Consider the following 15185-nt stretch of genomic DNA (forward strand, 5'->3'; position numbering starts at 1 on the left):
ATGGGCCGCAACCGATCACACGGCGAGTCGATCGAGCAGCACTCGATCGACTACGTCCCGCCCGAGGAGCGCTACGGCAAGCCGTGGCACCTGTTCACGGTCTGGTTCTCCAGCAACGTGCAGATCACCGGGTTCGTCACCGGCGTCCTGGCGGTCACCCTGGGACTCGACCTTCCCTGGGCCGTCGCCACCATCCTGATCGGGAACCTCGTCGGTGCTGTGTTCATGGCCTACCACTCGATCCAGGGTCCCCGTCTGGGCGTGCCGCAGATGATCCAGAGCCGTGCGCAGTTCGGATTCCTCGGCACGCTGCTGCCGGTCGTGATCGTCCTGTGCATGTACATCGGATTCGGCATCGAGGGTGGCGTCATCACCGGGCAGGCCTTCGCGAACTGGGCCCACATCTCCTTCACCTGGTCGGTGATCATCCAGGGCGCGGTCCCGGCGGTCATCGCGATTGTCGGGTACAAGGTCATCCACCTGTCGACCCGAGTGGTCAGCGTGGTCTCGGGGCTACTGTTCCTCGCCCTCACGATCGCGCTGGCCTCTCACTTGCCGGAGCACCTGCCGAGCGGCCCGGCTCCGTCGTTCGGCACCGTCCTGCTCGTCATGTCGATCTTCGTCTCGTGGCAGCTGACCTGGGCGCCGTACGTCTCGGACTACTCTCGCTACCTCCCAGAGGACACCCCCTCGCGGACCACGTTCCTGTGGACCTACGCCGGCTCGGCACTCGGCTCCTCGTGGGTGATGATCCTCGGCGCGTTCGCCGCCACGATCAGCGCCGAGGCGGTGGGCGACGACGCCATCGGCATGCTCAGCCGACAGATCCCCGCGCTGAACTCGGCCATCCTGCTCGCCATCGTCATCGGCATCGTCCCTGCCGGCGTGTACGGCTACTACGGCATGTACCTCACCGCGATCAGCGCCTTCTCGGCCAAGGGCCACGGCTCGGCGACGCCGCTGGTGCGCGCCGTCTTCATCGTGGTGAGCGCCACGCTCACGATCGCAGCCACTCTGATGGCAAGCGGCCACATCCTGAGCACTGTCGAGAACATCACGCTGTTCCTGCTGTATCTGCTGGTGCCGTGGACCGCCATCAACCTCACCGACTACTACGTCGTACGGCGCGGCCACTACGACGTCGGCGAGCTCTTCCGGCCTCGGGGCGAGTACGGCTTGGTGAACTGGCCGGCCGTCGTTGTCTACCTGGTCGCCATCGCGGCGCAGATCCCCTTCATCAGCAGCAGCCTCTACACCGGGCCGCTGGTCGACCTCCTGGGCGGCGCCGACATCTCCTGGATCGTCGGCCTGCTGGTGGCGACGGTGCTGTACCTGGCCTGTGCGCGGCGCACCCGAGGGGTCGTGCAACCCGTCGGCGCGCGAGCATCGGCACCCGGCTCGGACGCGCCGCTTCCGGTCGACTGAGCGTCCAAGGTCTGCGCCAACCGCGACTGGGATGCTCGCCCGCGAGGTCAGGCGTAGGCGGGGGCAGGGTCCTTGGCGGTCCAGTCGCCGTCGAAGAGGGCGGCGACGAGGCGTTCACGCTCAGGGTCGAGCTGCCCGGCGCAGTGCTTGGTGCGCATCTTCGCGGACCAGGGCGTGTGTCGGAAGTCCCGCCTGCCCCGCGACGCCTGGCACGCTCGCTCGCTGCGTTGCCGGGCCCGCCCGAGTGCATCCGGTACGTGGACGACCCTCCGCCTTGCGATGCACCGCACCGGACGCCACGAGCTTCCCGGCAAACCTTTCCGGTCGCAGCACTATTCACCTGTGACTGCGAGGATTGATCTGCCGCCACCGAAGTCTGAATGCTAGCGAGGGTTGATGAGTCGCCGCATATCCCAGGGCGCCCTGGTCGTAGGTTCGATCGGCGTCCTGATCAACATCGTGGACGCGATCGGGTCGGGGCATCTGGAGCCGCACGATGCCTTCGCCGCGCTGGTAGCGCTCGGTGCGGGGGGCGAGCTGCTCAAGGAGCGGCGGCCCAGCACTGCACGGGCGCTGTATGCAGTGGCGTCGGTGCTGCTGGTGGTTGCCGGATCCATCACGGGGCGCAGGGCGTGGGCCTCGCTCTGGGCAGGCGGGGACTATGACTGGCTCGACCTCGCACTCGGGGTTCTGGTCGTGTTCTACGTTGCCGTTGGCGCGGGCCAGTTGCTGGCGCGCCTGTCCCGCAGAGCATCGAAGTGTCGTAGAACTGTCGACGAGTTCAGCGAGTAGAACCGGCACCGGACCAGACTCCGGTGGCAATGGATCAATGTTCGCTGTCACAGGTCAGCCCGGGACGGACCGGTTGCGCCGGACCGTCCGTTGTCCGGTCTCATGCGAATTGGCCCGCGTCTCAGGCGATCTGGCCGTTGGCGCTACTCATCTCACGCGAGACCTCGACCGGCACGGCGGTGGACCCCCGGGATCTCGGTGAACAGCACGCGCCAATATGGTGGTCCGATGACGTCGATCAAGAAGTTCCAAGTCACCTTCGACTGCGCAGAACCCGAGCGCCTCGCTCGTTTCTGGTGTGAGGTGTTGGGGTACGTCGTACCGCCGCCACCGGAGGGGTTTGCCACTTGGGACGATTTCAAGGGCTCCCAGCCATCTGAGCAGCAGGATTCTTGGTTCGCCTGCATTGATCCCTCAGGTGTGGGCCCGCGGCTGTACTTCCAGCGCGTCCCCGAAGGGAAGGCCGCCAAGAACCGGGTGCATCTTGATGTGCGCGTCGGCACCGGACTCGTGGGTGAAGAGCGCCTTGCCGCACTCGAGGCCGAATGCGAACGGTTGGTCCCGCTCGGCGCGGTACACGTGCGAACGCTGTATGACGGCAATGATTCGTGCATCCCGATGCTGGACATCGAGGGCAACGAGTTCTGTATCGACTGAGGGGCCGCGAACGTTTCCTCGTTCTGTCCCCGGACGCGAGGACATGCCTGTGGTCTCAAGCGATCTGGTTCTCGGGGTGTGCGAAGCGAGTGGTCGCTCGTCGGGGTGACGCCTTCCGTATCCCGGGCGTGTCGTCGCGCTGGGTGTCCGACGCTCGCGGTGAGGGGCGAGGGCGTTGGGGAGGTAGCCGTGGGCGAGCCGGCGGAGGCGGGATCCGGCTGGGCGTACGCATCGGACGTGCAGGTGGGGTGGTGAGCTGCTGTCGGTTTGCTGCACTGAAGTGAGTGGTGGTGAGCGGGAGTGAGTCCTGTCGGTGGGTTGGTGGGGGTGGGAACGGGGGTTCTGGGGTCGAATGGGTGACCTTGGCGGCTGTTGCTCGTTGGGCTGGATGGCAGGTGCCCGGCCTGGTGGGAGGGGGTGACGCGGTGGGTGGTGTGAGGGAGTTGGCCGTGCCCTTCGTGGTGCCGGGGCCTTGCGGGGTGGCGGTCCGGGACCGTCTGGGGCACCTCACTCCCCGGGACGAGATGGTGCTGCGTGCGGTCGGTGAGCATCAGGGCCGTCTGGCTTCGCGTGATCTCAAGGCGCGCTGTGCGGACGGTCTGGAGCACAGTGCGGCGGTAGCGGCCGGATGGATGCGTCTGCGGCCTCCCACCGTTGGCGGGAGGCCGCAGACGCATCAAGAACGAAACTGCTGACGGCATCAGTAGCCGCGGGTGATCCAGTCGTCCAAGTGTGCCGCCTCGTCGGCGATGGTGGTGGAGTGGCCGTGGCCCGGGAGCACTGTGGTGTGCGGTGGGAGTGCGAGGAGTCGGTCCCTGATGGAGCGGATGATGGTGGGGAAGTCGGAGAAGGACCTGCCGGTGGCGCCCGGGCCGCCGGCGAAGAGGGTGTCGCCGGTGAGGACGGTGTCGAGTTCCGGTATGTACAGGCTGATGGCACCGGGGGTGTGGCCGGGGGTGTGCAGTACCTGGATCTCGGTGTCGGCGACGGTGAGCCGGCGCTGGTCGCAGAGGTAGGCGGGGGAGTGCTCGGGATGGGTCTGTGACCACAGGAGACGGTCATCGAGGTGGAGGAAGACGGGAGCGCCGGTCTTCTCGGCCACGGCGGGGGCCGCGTTGATGTGGTCGTTGTGCGCGTGTGTGCACACCACCGCTGTCAGCCTCCGGTTGCCGAGTGCCGCCAGGATCGCATCGGCGTCGTGCGCGGCGTCGACGACGAGGGCTTCGTCGTCGTTGCCGATGATCCAGACGTTGTTGTCGACGTCCCAGGATCCGCCGTCGAGGCTGAAGGTGCCTGAGGTGACGACCTGTTCGATGCGGACGCCCACTCAGAACACCACCACGGAGCGCAGGACCTCGCCCGAGTGCATCTTGGCGAACGCCTTCTCCACCTCGCTCAGCGCGATGGTCTCCGTGACGAAGGAGTCCAGGTCGAGGCGTCCTTGCCGGTAGAGGTCGATGAGCATGGGGAAGTCGCGTGAGGGCAGACAGTCGCCGTACCAGGAGGACTTCAGGGATCCGCCGCGGCCGAAGACGTCCAGGAGCGGCAGCTCGACGGTGACGCCGGGAGCGGGGACACCCACCAGGACGACGACGCCGGCCAGGTCCCGCGCCTCGAAGGCCTGCAGATAGGTCTCGGGGCGGCCGACCGCGTCGATCACCACGTCTGCCCCGAACCCGTCCGTGAGCGCGCGGATCCCGGCCACCGGGTCGTTGGTGCGGGAATTGAGGGTGTGCGTGGCGCCGAAGGTCCTGGCCAGCTCCAACTTCCGGTCGTCGATGTCCACGGCGATGATGCGTGCGGCGCCCGCGAGGTGGGCGCCGGCGATCGCGGCGTCCCCGACGCCGCCGCAGCCGATGACCGCGACGCTCTGTCCGCGTCGCACCGGAGCCGTGTTGAGCGCGGCGCCCAGGCCCGCCATCAGACCACAGCCGAGCAGCCCGGCCGCCTCGGGGCGCACCTCGGGCACCTTGGTGCACTGTCCGGCGGCGACCAGGGTCTTCTCGGCGAAGGCGCCGATGCCCAGTGCCGGGGTGAGCGGGGTGCCGTCCGTCAGCCGCATCTTCTGCGTGGCGTTGTGGGTGTCGAAGCAGTACCAGGGCTCGCCCCGGCGGCAGGCTCGACATCGGCCGCACACGGCACGCCAGTTGAGGATGACGAAGTCCCCGGGTGCGACATCCTGTACGTCGGGTCCGACCGCTTCGACGATGCCGGCGGCCTCGTGGCCGAGCAGGAAGGGGAAGTCGTTGCCGATGGCCCCTTCCCGGTAGTGCAGGTCCGTGTGGCAGACGCCGCAGGCCAGTACCTTCACCAGGGCCTCTCCCGGTCCCGGGTCGGGCACCAGAATGGTCTCCACGGAGACGGGCGCACCAGTGTGGCGTGCGACGACGCCCTGGACTTCATGGGTCATGTGTGTGTTTCCCTCGTGCTGATTGCTGATTGCTGGAGGCGGACGTGATGCGTCGAGACCTGTCACGTCCGGCGGGGGACTGGGACCACGGCGCAGCTCCGGAGGGCCGACGCGGAACGCCACCACAGGTGAGGTACACGTTCCGGGGCCGGCCCGACGGCGGGGCAGCTCGCCCGCTCCGCTGCTCCATCCTCCTGCCACATCGGGTAGGCCGCACCCAACGTTCCGGGCCTTCCACCCACCCGTTCGGGTAGGTCGGCGAGGTAGATTCCTCCCATGGTTTTTCTTACGCCCCGTCCGGATCCTGCCCTGGTGGCGGAACGGATGGGAGCTGTGGCGACCGCCCCGCTGCACATGGTGGCCGCACGGCTTCACGAAGTGATCGACGAGGTGCTGCCGCACCGGGCGCTGGCCGTGTTCACGGAGGACTGCACCGGACGACCGCAGAAGAAGGCCGGTGATCCGGTGATCACCGAGCGGATCACGATCGCGGAACTCGACACGGTCCGCCGGCTCGTGGCCGGGGGAGAAACCCCCGGCTCCGCTGTGATCGCCGGCACGGAACACCCGGTTCGCGTGTACGACGCGCCGACCGGGGCCATCCTGGTGCTCTGTGAGCCAGGCGATCCCGCGTACCTGGGTGCCGAGGACTATGTGCGCGCGGTCTGGACGACGGCCGCGACCCGCATCCGGCAGCAGGTCGCCGAGGCCCGCCCCGACTACCTGCGCGAGTCGCGCGCCGCTTCCAGCGAACGGCTGCAGGTCACGGCCGAACTGGCGGCCCGCCACGAAACCGACCTGGAGACCCTGCTGGCCACCCTGCGCGGCCGCGACCTGGACGACGCGCGGGCCAGGGTGCTGGCGACCGACATGGCGGCCGCCGCTCTGGTCCGGGTCAGGGCGGGCAGCGATCTCGTGGCCTCACTCGCCGAGGAGGCCGTCTCGCAGGCGTTCAGGCGGCTGCGGGACGACTTGCGTCCTCTGAGCCGGTACGGTGGGATTCAGGTCCAGTTCATCGAGCCTCCCGCGGACGGGCGAGCCCTGCCGGGAGAGGTCGCCCATGCGGCCCGGGCCATCGTCCGCAGTGCGGTTCTGCTCATGCGGGAGCAGGAGGACGTGACTCGCATCCGGGTCCAGTGGAACTGCGACGGCACGAACCTGCTCATCTCGATGCGCGACGACGGCCCTGGTTTTCTGGACCAGGGACGTCCGGCACTGCGACAGCTGGCGGCCCGGGCGACCGCGCTCGGCGGGCATCTCACTGCGGAGGCCGTGGAGACGTGGGGCTCGGAGATCGACGTACGCATTCCGCTCGATCCGCCCGACACCTCGGGCACAGCCATGCACATGTGGGACCTCGGACCGCGCGAGACCGAGGTGCTGCACTTGCTCGTCGCCGGACAGCGCAACCGCCAGATCGCCGCGGAGCTCGGCATCAGTGAGAACACCGTCAAGTTCCACACCAGCCAGGTCTACCGCAAGCTGGGCGTCACCTCACGGGCTGCTGCCGCCGCCCTTGCCGTGGACGCCGGTCTCGGTTTCTCCGACAGTGCGTCCGCTCACGTCGCGCGTCGGTGACGGCGTCGTACGGCGGAGCGGCAGACGAGCGTGCGGCGTGGGCACGGCCGGTACATCGAACGAGACGCTGCCCCGCCTCAGCCTTCTGCTCGCCGCAGCAGAGTCGGCGTCGGCGGGGCAGCATGGACGAGGCGTGGCGTGTGCGGTCCTGGTCGCGGCGGCTGACAGACCGCGGCTTGATCACCGGCCCTCGCCCGGGGAGGGCAGCGGATCGGCTGCCATATTCTTCTGCCATGGCGAACTGGCGGCGGCCTCTGGGCGATGCTTTCCGGACCCTGGATCGGGCCCTGGGTGGGCAGTGGCGTCCGACTCGGATCCAGAAGTGGGTGGCCCGACACCCGATAGGCACCGGTCTCTGCGTGGCCGTTCCCTTCACGCTCTTCTTCTTGATGCTGTCGCGTGAGGAGGAACCCGACGACACCGTGTTCGCTGTGGTCTTCGGGCTGGCTCTGGGTCTTGTCTTCGCCCTCACGGCTTTCTCGGAGCGCTTCCGGCAGCGCCGAATCAAGCGTCTGGGGGTATGGGACGGATCCTGACCAGGGCCAGGAGTGGCCCGGGCGGAGCCACGCCAGGTAGGTTCTGACTGGCTATCAGGACCACTGCAACGGACACCGGCCGGACCGGTCCCGGCAGCAGCTGCCGCCCGGCGCGACCAGCGGCCGGAACGTCTCGACGGGCGTCACCATGCCGACGGCAGCCACCGCGGTGCCCATCGCGTCGCGGATCGGGGCCGTCAGTCCGGTCGTCTCCGATGAGACGGTGCCGGCGGTCACCGCGTGGGCCCGCCGCCTGAACTTCGCCGGGAGTGCTGCAACTCTGCGCTCCCCAGGCCGGTGACCGGCTGGTCCGCCGGTCCCGTGTCATCGAATCCGACCGGGTCGAAGGAGTCCACGGGCCGCGGACCCTGCATGGAGTGCCGGCCACCGCACAGGGGACATCGTCCGGCGGGGCGTGGCTCATCCACGGTCGTGCCTGCCTACCGTACGGGGGAGTACACCACCTGCCCGGGAGGTCACGTGCCCCGTAAGCGTCCGAAGAGTTCCACGCATCCCTTCGAGGCCATCGAGCCACCGCGCGACGTCGAGGTAATGATCGGCGTGGTGTCAGTGACGGTCCTGGTGGTGGCCCTCGCTACCGTGTCCGAGTCCCCGGTGTGGCTTCTCGGGCTCCTTGTATTCCTGCCGGGGACGGCGTCCGCGCTGTGCACCGTACGTCAGACGAAGTTCGTGGCTGCATGGACCACGTTGGTGGTCATCGTCACCGTGCTGGTCCGGCACGGTGAGGAGCGGTGGTTCGACAGGATCCTCATGATGCTGCTCACCCTCGCTCTGGGCGCGGCTTCCGTCTACGCGTGCCGCAGCCGTATCCACCGCGAGAACGAGATGCTGCGGCTGCGTTCCACCGCCGCCGCAATGCAGCGCCACATCCTGCGCCCCCTGCCTCTGCTCACCGACGACGTCCTGGTCGACGGCGTGTACGAGCCCGTCCAGGAGGACAGGCTCGTTGGCGGCGACATCTACGACGTCGTCGTCTCTCCGTGGGGTACCCGGGTTCTGATCGGCGATGTCCAGGGCAAGGGCCTGCCCGCGGTCGGCGCCGCGTTCGCCGTGATCGGCGCCTTTCGGGCGACGGCCCACCGAGAGCCCACCCTGACCGCCCTCGTCGACGCCCTCGACGCCTCTGTCGTACGGCACAACTCCTACGCCGCACAGACCGGCGACGACGAACGGTTCGTCACAGCGCTCATCGTCAACGTCGACGCGCACGAAGAGGTCCAAGTCATCAACTGTGGGCACATTCCGCCGCAGTTGGTGCACGACGCCACCGTCATCACGCCGGCTCTGGGCTCCGGCGTCCCGCTCGGTCTCGCCGAACTCGCCGCCGAACCCGCGACCGTCGACTGGCTCGCCTTCCCGCCCGGTGCGACGCTGCTGCTGACCACGGATGGGCTCACCGAGACCCGCTCTGTCGACGGCACGTTCTACCCCGTCGCCGAACGCCTCGCCGAGCACGCATCTTTCGCCCCCACCGACCTGCCGCGCGCCCTCTACGACGACGCGCGCGCGTTCGCCGGGGAGGGAGCCCAGCACGACGACGTGGCGGTCCTGTCCGTCCGACGGTCACCGCACCGCTGAGCGCATCGCGGTGCAGGTCACGCAACCGACGACGGGCTCGAGGAGTACCCGGTGGCCCTCGTGCGGGGTGGGGTGCCGGTCCTGCGGGAGTCCGCAGTGCGGGCAGCCCGGCGGTTCGGGTGGCGCAGGCGCGGTGGCGCCCACCCGGTGCGATGCCACGCGCGGGTGTCATGCCCGGTGGGCTTCAGGCCCGTCGCCAGGTCTTCGCTTCGCGGATCAGGTCAGCCGGGTTCTGACCGTCTCCAGCAGTTCGTCGGAGAGGGCCTCGTCGGCCACGGCCCGGGCCATGAGTACGGCACCGACCAGGGCGCTGAGGGTGAGTATCGCCTCGGCCCGGGCGTCCTCGGAGTCTTTGTCGAGTCCCGCGATCAGGTCCAGGTATGTGCGGACCTGCTTCTCGTAGGCCTCTTTGAGGTGCCGGTCATCACGTCCGGCGGCGGCGCCCAGGGTGACCAGCGCGCAGCCCGTGGCCGGATCATCTCGGTGTTTCTTCGCCAGGTAGGCGTCGATGAGGCCGGCCTGCGGATCCCGGGCGTTCTTCTGTGCGGAGCGCTCCATCTTCGCCGTGCCCTCCGCCAGCGCGGCGGCGGCAGCCTGTGTGATCAGGTCGTCGCGTGAGTCGAAGTGCTTGTAGAAGCCGCCGTGTGTCAGCCCGGCCTCGTTCATGAGGTCAGCGATACCGAGGCGGGCGATGTCCTCGGAGCGAATCTTGCGGGAGGCGATCTGCAGGACCCGTTCGCGGGTCGCAGCCTTCTCGGCCTGCGAGTGGCCCATGTCGACCCTGCCTTTCCTTGGGGCGGCGCAGTAGGGCCACCACATAACTGGATGATGATCATCATACACCCATGTCCAATTTAGGGCTTTTATGGTTTTCGTTTGACATTCTGGATGACCAACGTAATCTAGTTTGCAGATGATGACCATCATCCAGATTGGAGATGCGATCGTGTCCCACACCTACGACCCTCGTCGTACGGCCGTTCTACTGGTCGACCCTTACAACGACTTCCTGTCCGAGGGCGGCAAGATCTGGCCGCGCCTGGAGCAGATGGCGCAGGAGGTCGGACTGCTCGAGCACCTGCATGCGGTGGTGGCCTCCGCCCGTGAGGCCGGTGTCCGCGTGGTGTTCGTCCCGCATCGCCGATGGGAGCCGGGTGACTACGAAACGTGGAACCATCCCAACCCCACGCAGCTGAGCATCATGGAGCGTCACAGCTTCGCCCGCGGGACGTGGGGCGGCGAGTTCCATCCCGACTTCCAGCCGCAGCCCGGTGATGTGGTCGTCCAGGAGCACTGGGCGCAGAGCGGATTCGCCAACACCGATCTCGACTTCCAGCTCAAGCAGCACGGCATCACGCATGTGGTGGCCGTGGGTCTGCTGGCGAACACCTGCATCGAGTCCACCAGCCGCTTCGCCATGGAGCTGGGCTACCACGTGACGCTGGTGCGTGACGCCACCGCGGCGTTCCTGCCGGAGATGATGCACGCCGCTCACGACCTGAACGGCCCGACGTACGCCCACGCCATCATCACCACCGACGAGCTCACCGCCGCATTCAAGGGAGAACGCGCATGACACTGACCGGAGCCTTGTTGATCGGAGCGTCCCGAGTGGCCGCCACCGAGGGGGCCATGAAGGCGCTCAACCCCGCCACCGGTGAGCTCATCGAGCCCGAGTTCGCTTTCGGTGGCCCGGCCGAGGCCGACCACGCGGCCCGCCTGGCGGACGAGGCCTTCGACAGCTACAGCCACACCGGCCTGGCCGAGCGGGCAGCGTTCCTTGACCTCATCGCGGACAAGCTCGAGGCGGTCAAGGACGAGCTCGCTGAGCGAGTTGCCCTGGAAACCGGCCTGCCCGCGGCGCAGCTCGAGGGTGAGGCCGTGCGGAGCGCCGGTGTGTTCCGCAAGTTCGCCGCCGTCGTCCGTCAGGGCCGCTTTCTGCAGGCGACCATCGATCCCGCGCAGCCGGACCGGCAGCCCGCACCACGTCTGGACCACCGGCTGCAGAAGGTGGCCCTGGGGCCTGTGGTGATCTTTGGCGCGAGCAACTTCCCGATCTCCTACTCCGTGTTGGGCGGTGACACCGCCTCCGCCCTCGCGGCCGGATGCCCCGTGATCGTCAAGGCGCACAACGCACACCCCGGCGCCTCGGAAATACAGGGCCGCGTCATCCAGGAAGCCGTCGCGGAGGCCGGACTGCACGAAGGCGTCTTCTCTCTCATCCGGGGCGCCGGCAACGAGATCGGTGAGGAGCTCGTGGACCATCCGCTGGTCCGGGCGGTCACGTTCACCGGCTCCGAGGGCGGCGGCATGGCCCTCTACCGGCGGGCGCAGAAGCGCCCTGACCCCATCCCCGTGTTCACCGAGATGACCAGCGTCAACCCGACCTTCGTGCTGCCCGCCGCACTCGCGGCCCGTGGCGCGGAGATCGGCACCAGCCTGGTGCAGCGCGCCATGTACAACGTCGGACAGGCCTGCCTCAAGCCCGCGATCCTCCTCGCGGCCGACGGACCCGGCTTCGCGGCGCTGCGTGCGGCAGCGGCCGCCGAGGTGAAGAAGGCTGCCGCGCGAACCATGCTCTCACCCGGCATCCACGACGCCTACACCCGCAACGCGCAGCGCCTGGAGGACGACGGCGCCGTCCGGATCGCCGAGGGCGACGCCCCCGCGCACGCCGGGTCCAGCCAGTCCCTGCTGCACGAGGTCACCGGCGAGCAGCTCCTGGCCGAACCCGCCCTGCGCGAGGAGGTTTTCGGCCCGGCCGTTCTGCTGGTCAGGGTGACCGGACCGGAACAACTGCTCGATGCGGCCCGAGCCTTCCGCGGGCAGCTCTCGGCCACCCTGCACGCCGAGGCCGCGGACCGCGGCATCGCCGAACGGCTTCTGCCGGTTCTGGAACGCCGCACGGGACGGATCGTGTTCAACGCCTTCTCCATCCCGCAGGAGGTCTCCTACGCATCCACCCATGGCGGTCCCTTCCCGGCGACCTCCGACAGTCGTTTCACGTCCGTGGGCACGGGCGCGATCGAGCGGTTCGTCCGCCCGGTCACGTACCAGAACTTCCCCGAGGAGCTGCTGCCGCAGCCACTGCGCGAGGCGAACCCGCTGCACCTGTGGCGACTGGTGGACGGCGAAATCACGCAGCGCTGAACCGTTCTCCCGAGACCCGCCCGCCGGTACGGACGGGTCCGACTCTCCCGGAATGGAAGGAGCCCCTTTCCATGAACGCCACCGAAGGCACCGCTGCGGACGCCGAACGCAAGGCCCGCGACGAGGTACGCGGGAAACTGCTCGGCGCCTGGCGTCTCGTGTCCTACACCGCCAGGAGCGCTGACGGGGACGTGATCGAGCCCCTCGGCCCCAACCCGAACGGACTGATCCTCTACACCCCCCAGGGATTCATGTCCGCCCAGCTGGGACGCAGCGATCGCCCACTTCTGAGCTCCGCACGGCTCGAGGACGCCATGCCCGAGGAACTGGCCCGGACGACGGTCGGCTACCTCGCGTACGGCGGACCGTTCGAGGTCGTCGACGCCACCACTGTCGAGCATCACGTCACCACCAGCCTCTTCCCGAACTGGACCGGACATCCCCAGACACGGAAGGTGCGCTTCGACGGTCCACTGCTCACCCTCGCCGTCCCCACCCCCACCCGACTGTGGGGCGCGGAGCGCACGGCCGAACTCGTGTGGGAGAGGCCGGAGGTGCCGTCGGATCCGCTGTGGCAGCAGTCATGTTCTCCGCGTTCGGGTGGGTCGGCGTGGTGCTCAGCGGACTGGGCTTCGTGCTGCTCGCGGGGACGGCCCTTGCCGGGAACGTCCTGCACGTGCGCCGTCGAGCCGGCCATGCACCGGCCTCTGCCCGGCCTCGGCGCGCAGGACACGTGAGACGTCGGACGACCGCCGCACTCCCGCCGAGATTTCCTACGTGTACAGCGCTTCTGTGCGCACCACTGTCCTCACAAGGAGGGACCCCGCATGAGTAACCACGAGCAGTTCGCCGTCGAAGAGGTCAGCCCGTCCTACTGGAGGGTGACCTTCTCCAACGGAGAGATCAACCTGATCGACCCCGACACCATCGAGCAGCTCGCCGAGCTGGTCACCCGCATCGAGCAGGCCCCGGATCTGACCGCCGTCGTCTTCCGCAGCAGCAATCCCGATTTCTTCATGGCGCACTGGGACTTCCAGGCGGACCGGTCTCGTGTGGCCGGCATGAAGCCGGCCCCCTCGGGTCTGCATCCGTTCGCCGACAACCTGTACCGGCTCGCGCAGGTGCCCGCTGTCACGATCAGCGAGATAAACGGCCGAGCCCGGGGCGCCGGCAGCGAGTTCGTCCTGGCGACGGACACCCGCTTCGCCGGGCCCGGTGCCATCCTGGGACAGTTCGAAGTGAGCGTCGGATCCGTGCCCGGGGGCAACCCCAGCGGTCGGCTGCCTCATTTGGTGGGCCGTGGACGCGCCCTCGAGATCCTGCTGGGCGCCGACGACTTCCCAGCCGATCTCGCGGCAGAGTACGGCTATGTCAACCGCGTCGTGCCGGCGGGCGAACTGGAGCAGTTCGTCGACACCTTCGCCCGTCGTATCGCCGGATTCGACAAGACTGCGGTCACCCGGATCAAGGCTCTGGTGGACGTCGAGTCCCTGCCGACGGCCGAGTCCTACGGGGCCAGCCTTCAGGCCTATTTCCAGACTGCCGGGCGACCCGAGAACGCGCACCGCGTACGCTCGCTGTTCGAACGCGGACTGCAGCGGCCGGACGGCGTGGAACTCGACCTCGGCCGCCGCGTGGCTGAGTAGCCCACGCGAACGGCCGCTTGCTGCGACCACAGTGAAGGTCGCTCCGCAGAAGGAACGGTGAGCATTGGCCATTGAGTAGTCGTGTCGTTGGCGGAGGGAAGGATGGAGCCTGCCTGCCGGTGACGGTTTCATTCGACGCAGTAGCTCAGGTCCGTGGCCGTCAGCGAGGTGGGCGCCAGGCGTAGCCACATCGTGCCCCGTTCGCCCGGATCGTCATACAGATAGTGCACGAACCGTTCATCCCATACGGTTTCGTCCGCCCCCAAATAGCGGGACAGCTTACGTCGGCCCCTCGGGACGTCGAAAGGCACGAGCTCAGCCCGCCCTCGGGCGATCACCTGCTGAACACGTCCCGTCGCGATATCGCATTCGTCGACCACGAGCGCGACTTTCGGATCATCCTTCACCCGGTCGAACAACCGGGCCCACGGGCCCGTCAGCACCCAGAAGGCCCCGTCCTCCCACAGGAACCAGACGGGACGCACCGTGGGCCCGCTGGTCGCCATCCGAGCAGTCAGCGGCTGCTGCAGGAACGTGTCCACATCGAAATCACGAGATGCCACATCCCCATCTTCAGACGTCACGCGTCATTTGCCTACCGACCTTTGACGTGGTGGTGCCGGCCGCCCCAGGTGTGGGCTTCGAAGTGGGCAGGTCCCAGGGCCTGTTCCATCTCCTGGTAGTCGTGCTCGATGCGCCGACGGAGTTCGGCGGGCCGCACCAGCGAGGTCAGGGGCGTGCCGGAGGGCAGGCTGGACAGCCAGAACCGTACCGGTTCCGGCTCGGTGGCGGGCCATTCGGCCAGCAGCCGGCGCTCAGGCAGTGCCGCGCCCTGTGTGGCCTGGCGGATCTCGCGTCCGGCGATACCGGATGCGCAGGGCGACGAAGCGCGAGTACATGCGCTTGAGGCCGAGGTCAGTGAGCCGCAGCTGAGAGAGTGGTACCGGGAACTCGATCTGCTGCCAGGCGGCATCGAGACGGTCATCGAGGCTGACAGCACCCTCACCGACACGGCCGACCGCATCATGCTCGACACCGGTCTGGCCGGCTTTCCCGCACTGGAGCCCTGACAGCGACGGCACGAGACCCCGGCCGTGGGCCCCGCCGCTGCTTGCCGGGATGGTGTGTCAGATCATGGCGAGCCGGTCCACCAGCAGCTTCACCCTCTGCTCGGTGTCCTCCGGCGGCAGCCGTCCCGCTCGGGTCAGGGTGGCCAGTCCGTGCAGGGCCGCCCAGAACGTCTCGGTGAACAGTCCCGGGTGGACGCCGTCCCCGGCGACCTCGCCGAGGCTTTCCTGCAGGGCGGCGAAGGCGTCCTTCAGCGGCTCCGGGGTGTCCTCCTGCGCGTACGCCAGGCCGCCGTCGAGCTGGAACAGGGCGTCGTAGACCGCC

The 15185-nt window shown here is 68.4% G+C and carries 17 protein-coding genes and 2 pseudogenes; 11 read left to right on the top strand and 8 right to left on the bottom strand.

Annotated features, from left to right (window positions below):
* The 4 genes and pseudogenes from ACFU6I_RS25470 to ACFU6I_RS25485 all read left to right on the top strand — a co-directional run.
* Positions 1 to 1425, top strand: coding sequence for a purine-cytosine permease family protein (locus ACFU6I_RS25470; protein WP_384370857.1), 1425 nt, complete (start codon positions 1 to 3; stop codon positions 1423 to 1425).
* Between the two features lie 396 nt (positions 1426 to 1821).
* Complete coding sequence (locus tag ACFU6I_RS25475) at positions 1822 to 2217, top strand: hypothetical protein (protein ID WP_384370859.1); 396 nt, start codon at positions 1822 to 1824, stop codon at positions 2215 to 2217.
* Between the two features lie 228 nt (positions 2218 to 2445).
* Positions 2446 to 2874: a VOC family protein gene (locus ACFU6I_RS25480; protein WP_384370861.1), complete on the top strand. Its 429-nt coding sequence runs from the start codon at positions 2446 to 2448 to the stop codon at positions 2872 to 2874.
* A 425-nt stretch (positions 2875 to 3299) separates the two neighbouring features.
* A pseudogene (locus ACFU6I_RS25485) lies at positions 3300 to 3488 on the top strand (IS200/IS605 family accessory protein TnpB-related protein); the annotation flags it as partial.
* An 86-nt stretch (positions 3489 to 3574) separates the two neighbouring features.
* On the opposite strand, the gene ACFU6I_RS25490 reads toward ACFU6I_RS25485, so the two are convergent.
* Both ACFU6I_RS25490 and ACFU6I_RS25495 read right to left on the bottom strand, forming a co-directional pair.
* Positions 3575 to 4201: an MBL fold metallo-hydrolase gene (locus tag ACFU6I_RS25490; RefSeq protein ID WP_384370863.1), complete on the bottom strand. Its 627-nt coding sequence runs from the start codon at positions 4199 to 4201 to the stop codon at positions 3575 to 3577.
* Positions 4202 to 5284, bottom strand: coding sequence for an S-(hydroxymethyl)mycothiol dehydrogenase (locus tag ACFU6I_RS25495; protein WP_384370865.1), 1083 nt, complete (start codon positions 5282 to 5284; stop codon positions 4202 to 4204).
* A gap of 276 nt (positions 5285 to 5560) precedes the next feature.
* Here ACFU6I_RS25495 and ACFU6I_RS25500 point away from each other — a divergent pair, with 276 nt between their 5' ends.
* Entirely contained in the window at positions 5561 to 6862 is a 1302-nt protein-coding gene (locus ACFU6I_RS25500) for a LuxR C-terminal-related transcriptional regulator (protein WP_384370867.1), read from the top strand.
* A 359-nt stretch (positions 6863 to 7221) separates the two neighbouring features.
* Positions 7222 to 7398, top strand: coding sequence for a hypothetical protein (locus ACFU6I_RS25505; protein WP_384370868.1), 177 nt, complete (start codon positions 7222 to 7224; stop codon positions 7396 to 7398).
* Positions 7399 to 7452: 54 nt separating this feature from the next.
* Here the strand turns inward: ACFU6I_RS25505 and ACFU6I_RS25510 are convergent, their stop codons facing one another.
* Positions 7453 to 7635, bottom strand: a complete 183-nt coding sequence (locus ACFU6I_RS25510; protein WP_384370870.1) for a hypothetical protein — start codon at positions 7633 to 7635, stop codon at positions 7453 to 7455.
* A gap of 243 nt (positions 7636 to 7878) precedes the next feature.
* Here ACFU6I_RS25510 and ACFU6I_RS25515 point away from each other — a divergent pair, with 243 nt between their 5' ends.
* On the top strand, positions 7879 to 8997 hold the full coding sequence (locus ACFU6I_RS25515; protein WP_384370872.1) for a PP2C family protein-serine/threonine phosphatase: 1119 nt from the start codon (positions 7879 to 7881) through the stop codon (positions 8995 to 8997).
* On the opposite strand, the gene ACFU6I_RS25520 is transcribed toward ACFU6I_RS25515, so the two are convergent.
* Positions 8983 to 9156, bottom strand: a complete 174-nt coding sequence (locus ACFU6I_RS25520) for a DUF6083 domain-containing protein (RefSeq protein ID WP_384370874.1) — start codon at positions 9154 to 9156, stop codon at positions 8983 to 8985. The two genes, ACFU6I_RS25515 and ACFU6I_RS25520, sit on opposite strands and share 15 nt — an antisense overlap.
* Before the next feature lie 57 nt (positions 9157 to 9213).
* Positions 9214 to 9771 (bottom strand): TetR/AcrR family transcriptional regulator, encoded by a 558-nt coding sequence (locus ACFU6I_RS25525; protein WP_384370876.1) that lies wholly within the window; start codon positions 9769 to 9771, stop codon positions 9214 to 9216.
* Positions 9772 to 9910: 139 nt separating this feature from the next.
* Here ACFU6I_RS25525 and ACFU6I_RS25530 point away from each other — a divergent pair, with 139 nt between their 5' ends.
* The 4 genes from ACFU6I_RS25530 to ACFU6I_RS25545 all read left to right on the top strand — a co-directional run bounded on the left by ACFU6I_RS25530 (position 9911) and on the right by ACFU6I_RS25545 (position 13793).
* Positions 9911 to 10573 (top strand): isochorismatase family cysteine hydrolase, encoded by a 663-nt coding sequence (locus tag ACFU6I_RS25530; RefSeq protein WP_384370878.1) that lies wholly within the window; start codon positions 9911 to 9913, stop codon positions 10571 to 10573.
* A complete protein-coding gene (locus ACFU6I_RS25535) occupies positions 10570 to 12147 on the top strand; it encodes an aldehyde dehydrogenase (NADP(+)) (protein ID WP_384370880.1) in 1578 nt (525 codons plus the stop codon). The genes ACFU6I_RS25530 and ACFU6I_RS25535 overlap by 4 nt, the downstream gene beginning before the upstream one ends.
* Positions 12148 to 12218: 71 nt before the next feature.
* Positions 12219 to 12884 (top strand): lipocalin-like domain-containing protein, encoded by a 666-nt coding sequence (locus tag ACFU6I_RS25540; protein ID WP_384370882.1) that lies wholly within the window; start codon positions 12219 to 12221, stop codon positions 12882 to 12884.
* A 90-nt stretch (positions 12885 to 12974) separates the two neighbouring features.
* On the top strand, positions 12975 to 13793 hold the full coding sequence (locus ACFU6I_RS25545; RefSeq protein WP_384370884.1) for an enoyl-CoA hydratase/isomerase family protein: 819 nt from the start codon (positions 12975 to 12977) through the stop codon (positions 13791 to 13793).
* 128 nt (positions 13794 to 13921) lie between these two features.
* Here ACFU6I_RS25545 and ACFU6I_RS25550 read toward each other — a convergent pair whose 3' ends face one another.
* The 3 genes and pseudogenes from ACFU6I_RS25550 to ACFU6I_RS25560 all read right to left on the bottom strand — a co-directional run.
* Positions 13922 to 14335, bottom strand: a complete 414-nt coding sequence (locus ACFU6I_RS25550) for a pyridoxamine 5'-phosphate oxidase family protein (RefSeq protein ID WP_384370892.1) — start codon at positions 14333 to 14335, stop codon at positions 13922 to 13924.
* Between the two features lie 65 nt (positions 14336 to 14400).
* A pseudogene (locus ACFU6I_RS25555) lies at positions 14401 to 14704 on the bottom strand (IS701 family transposase); the annotation flags it as partial.
* 216 nt (positions 14705 to 14920) lie between these two features.
* The coding region (locus ACFU6I_RS25560; RefSeq protein WP_384370886.1) for a TetR-like C-terminal domain-containing protein at positions 14921 to 15185 on the bottom strand (265 nt) is incomplete at its 5' end.

The sequence above is a fragment of the Streptomyces sp. NPDC057486 genome, from assembly GCF_042802415.1.
Classification (GTDB): Bacteria; Actinomycetota; Actinomycetes; order Streptomycetales; family Streptomycetaceae; genus Streptomyces; species Streptomyces yanii.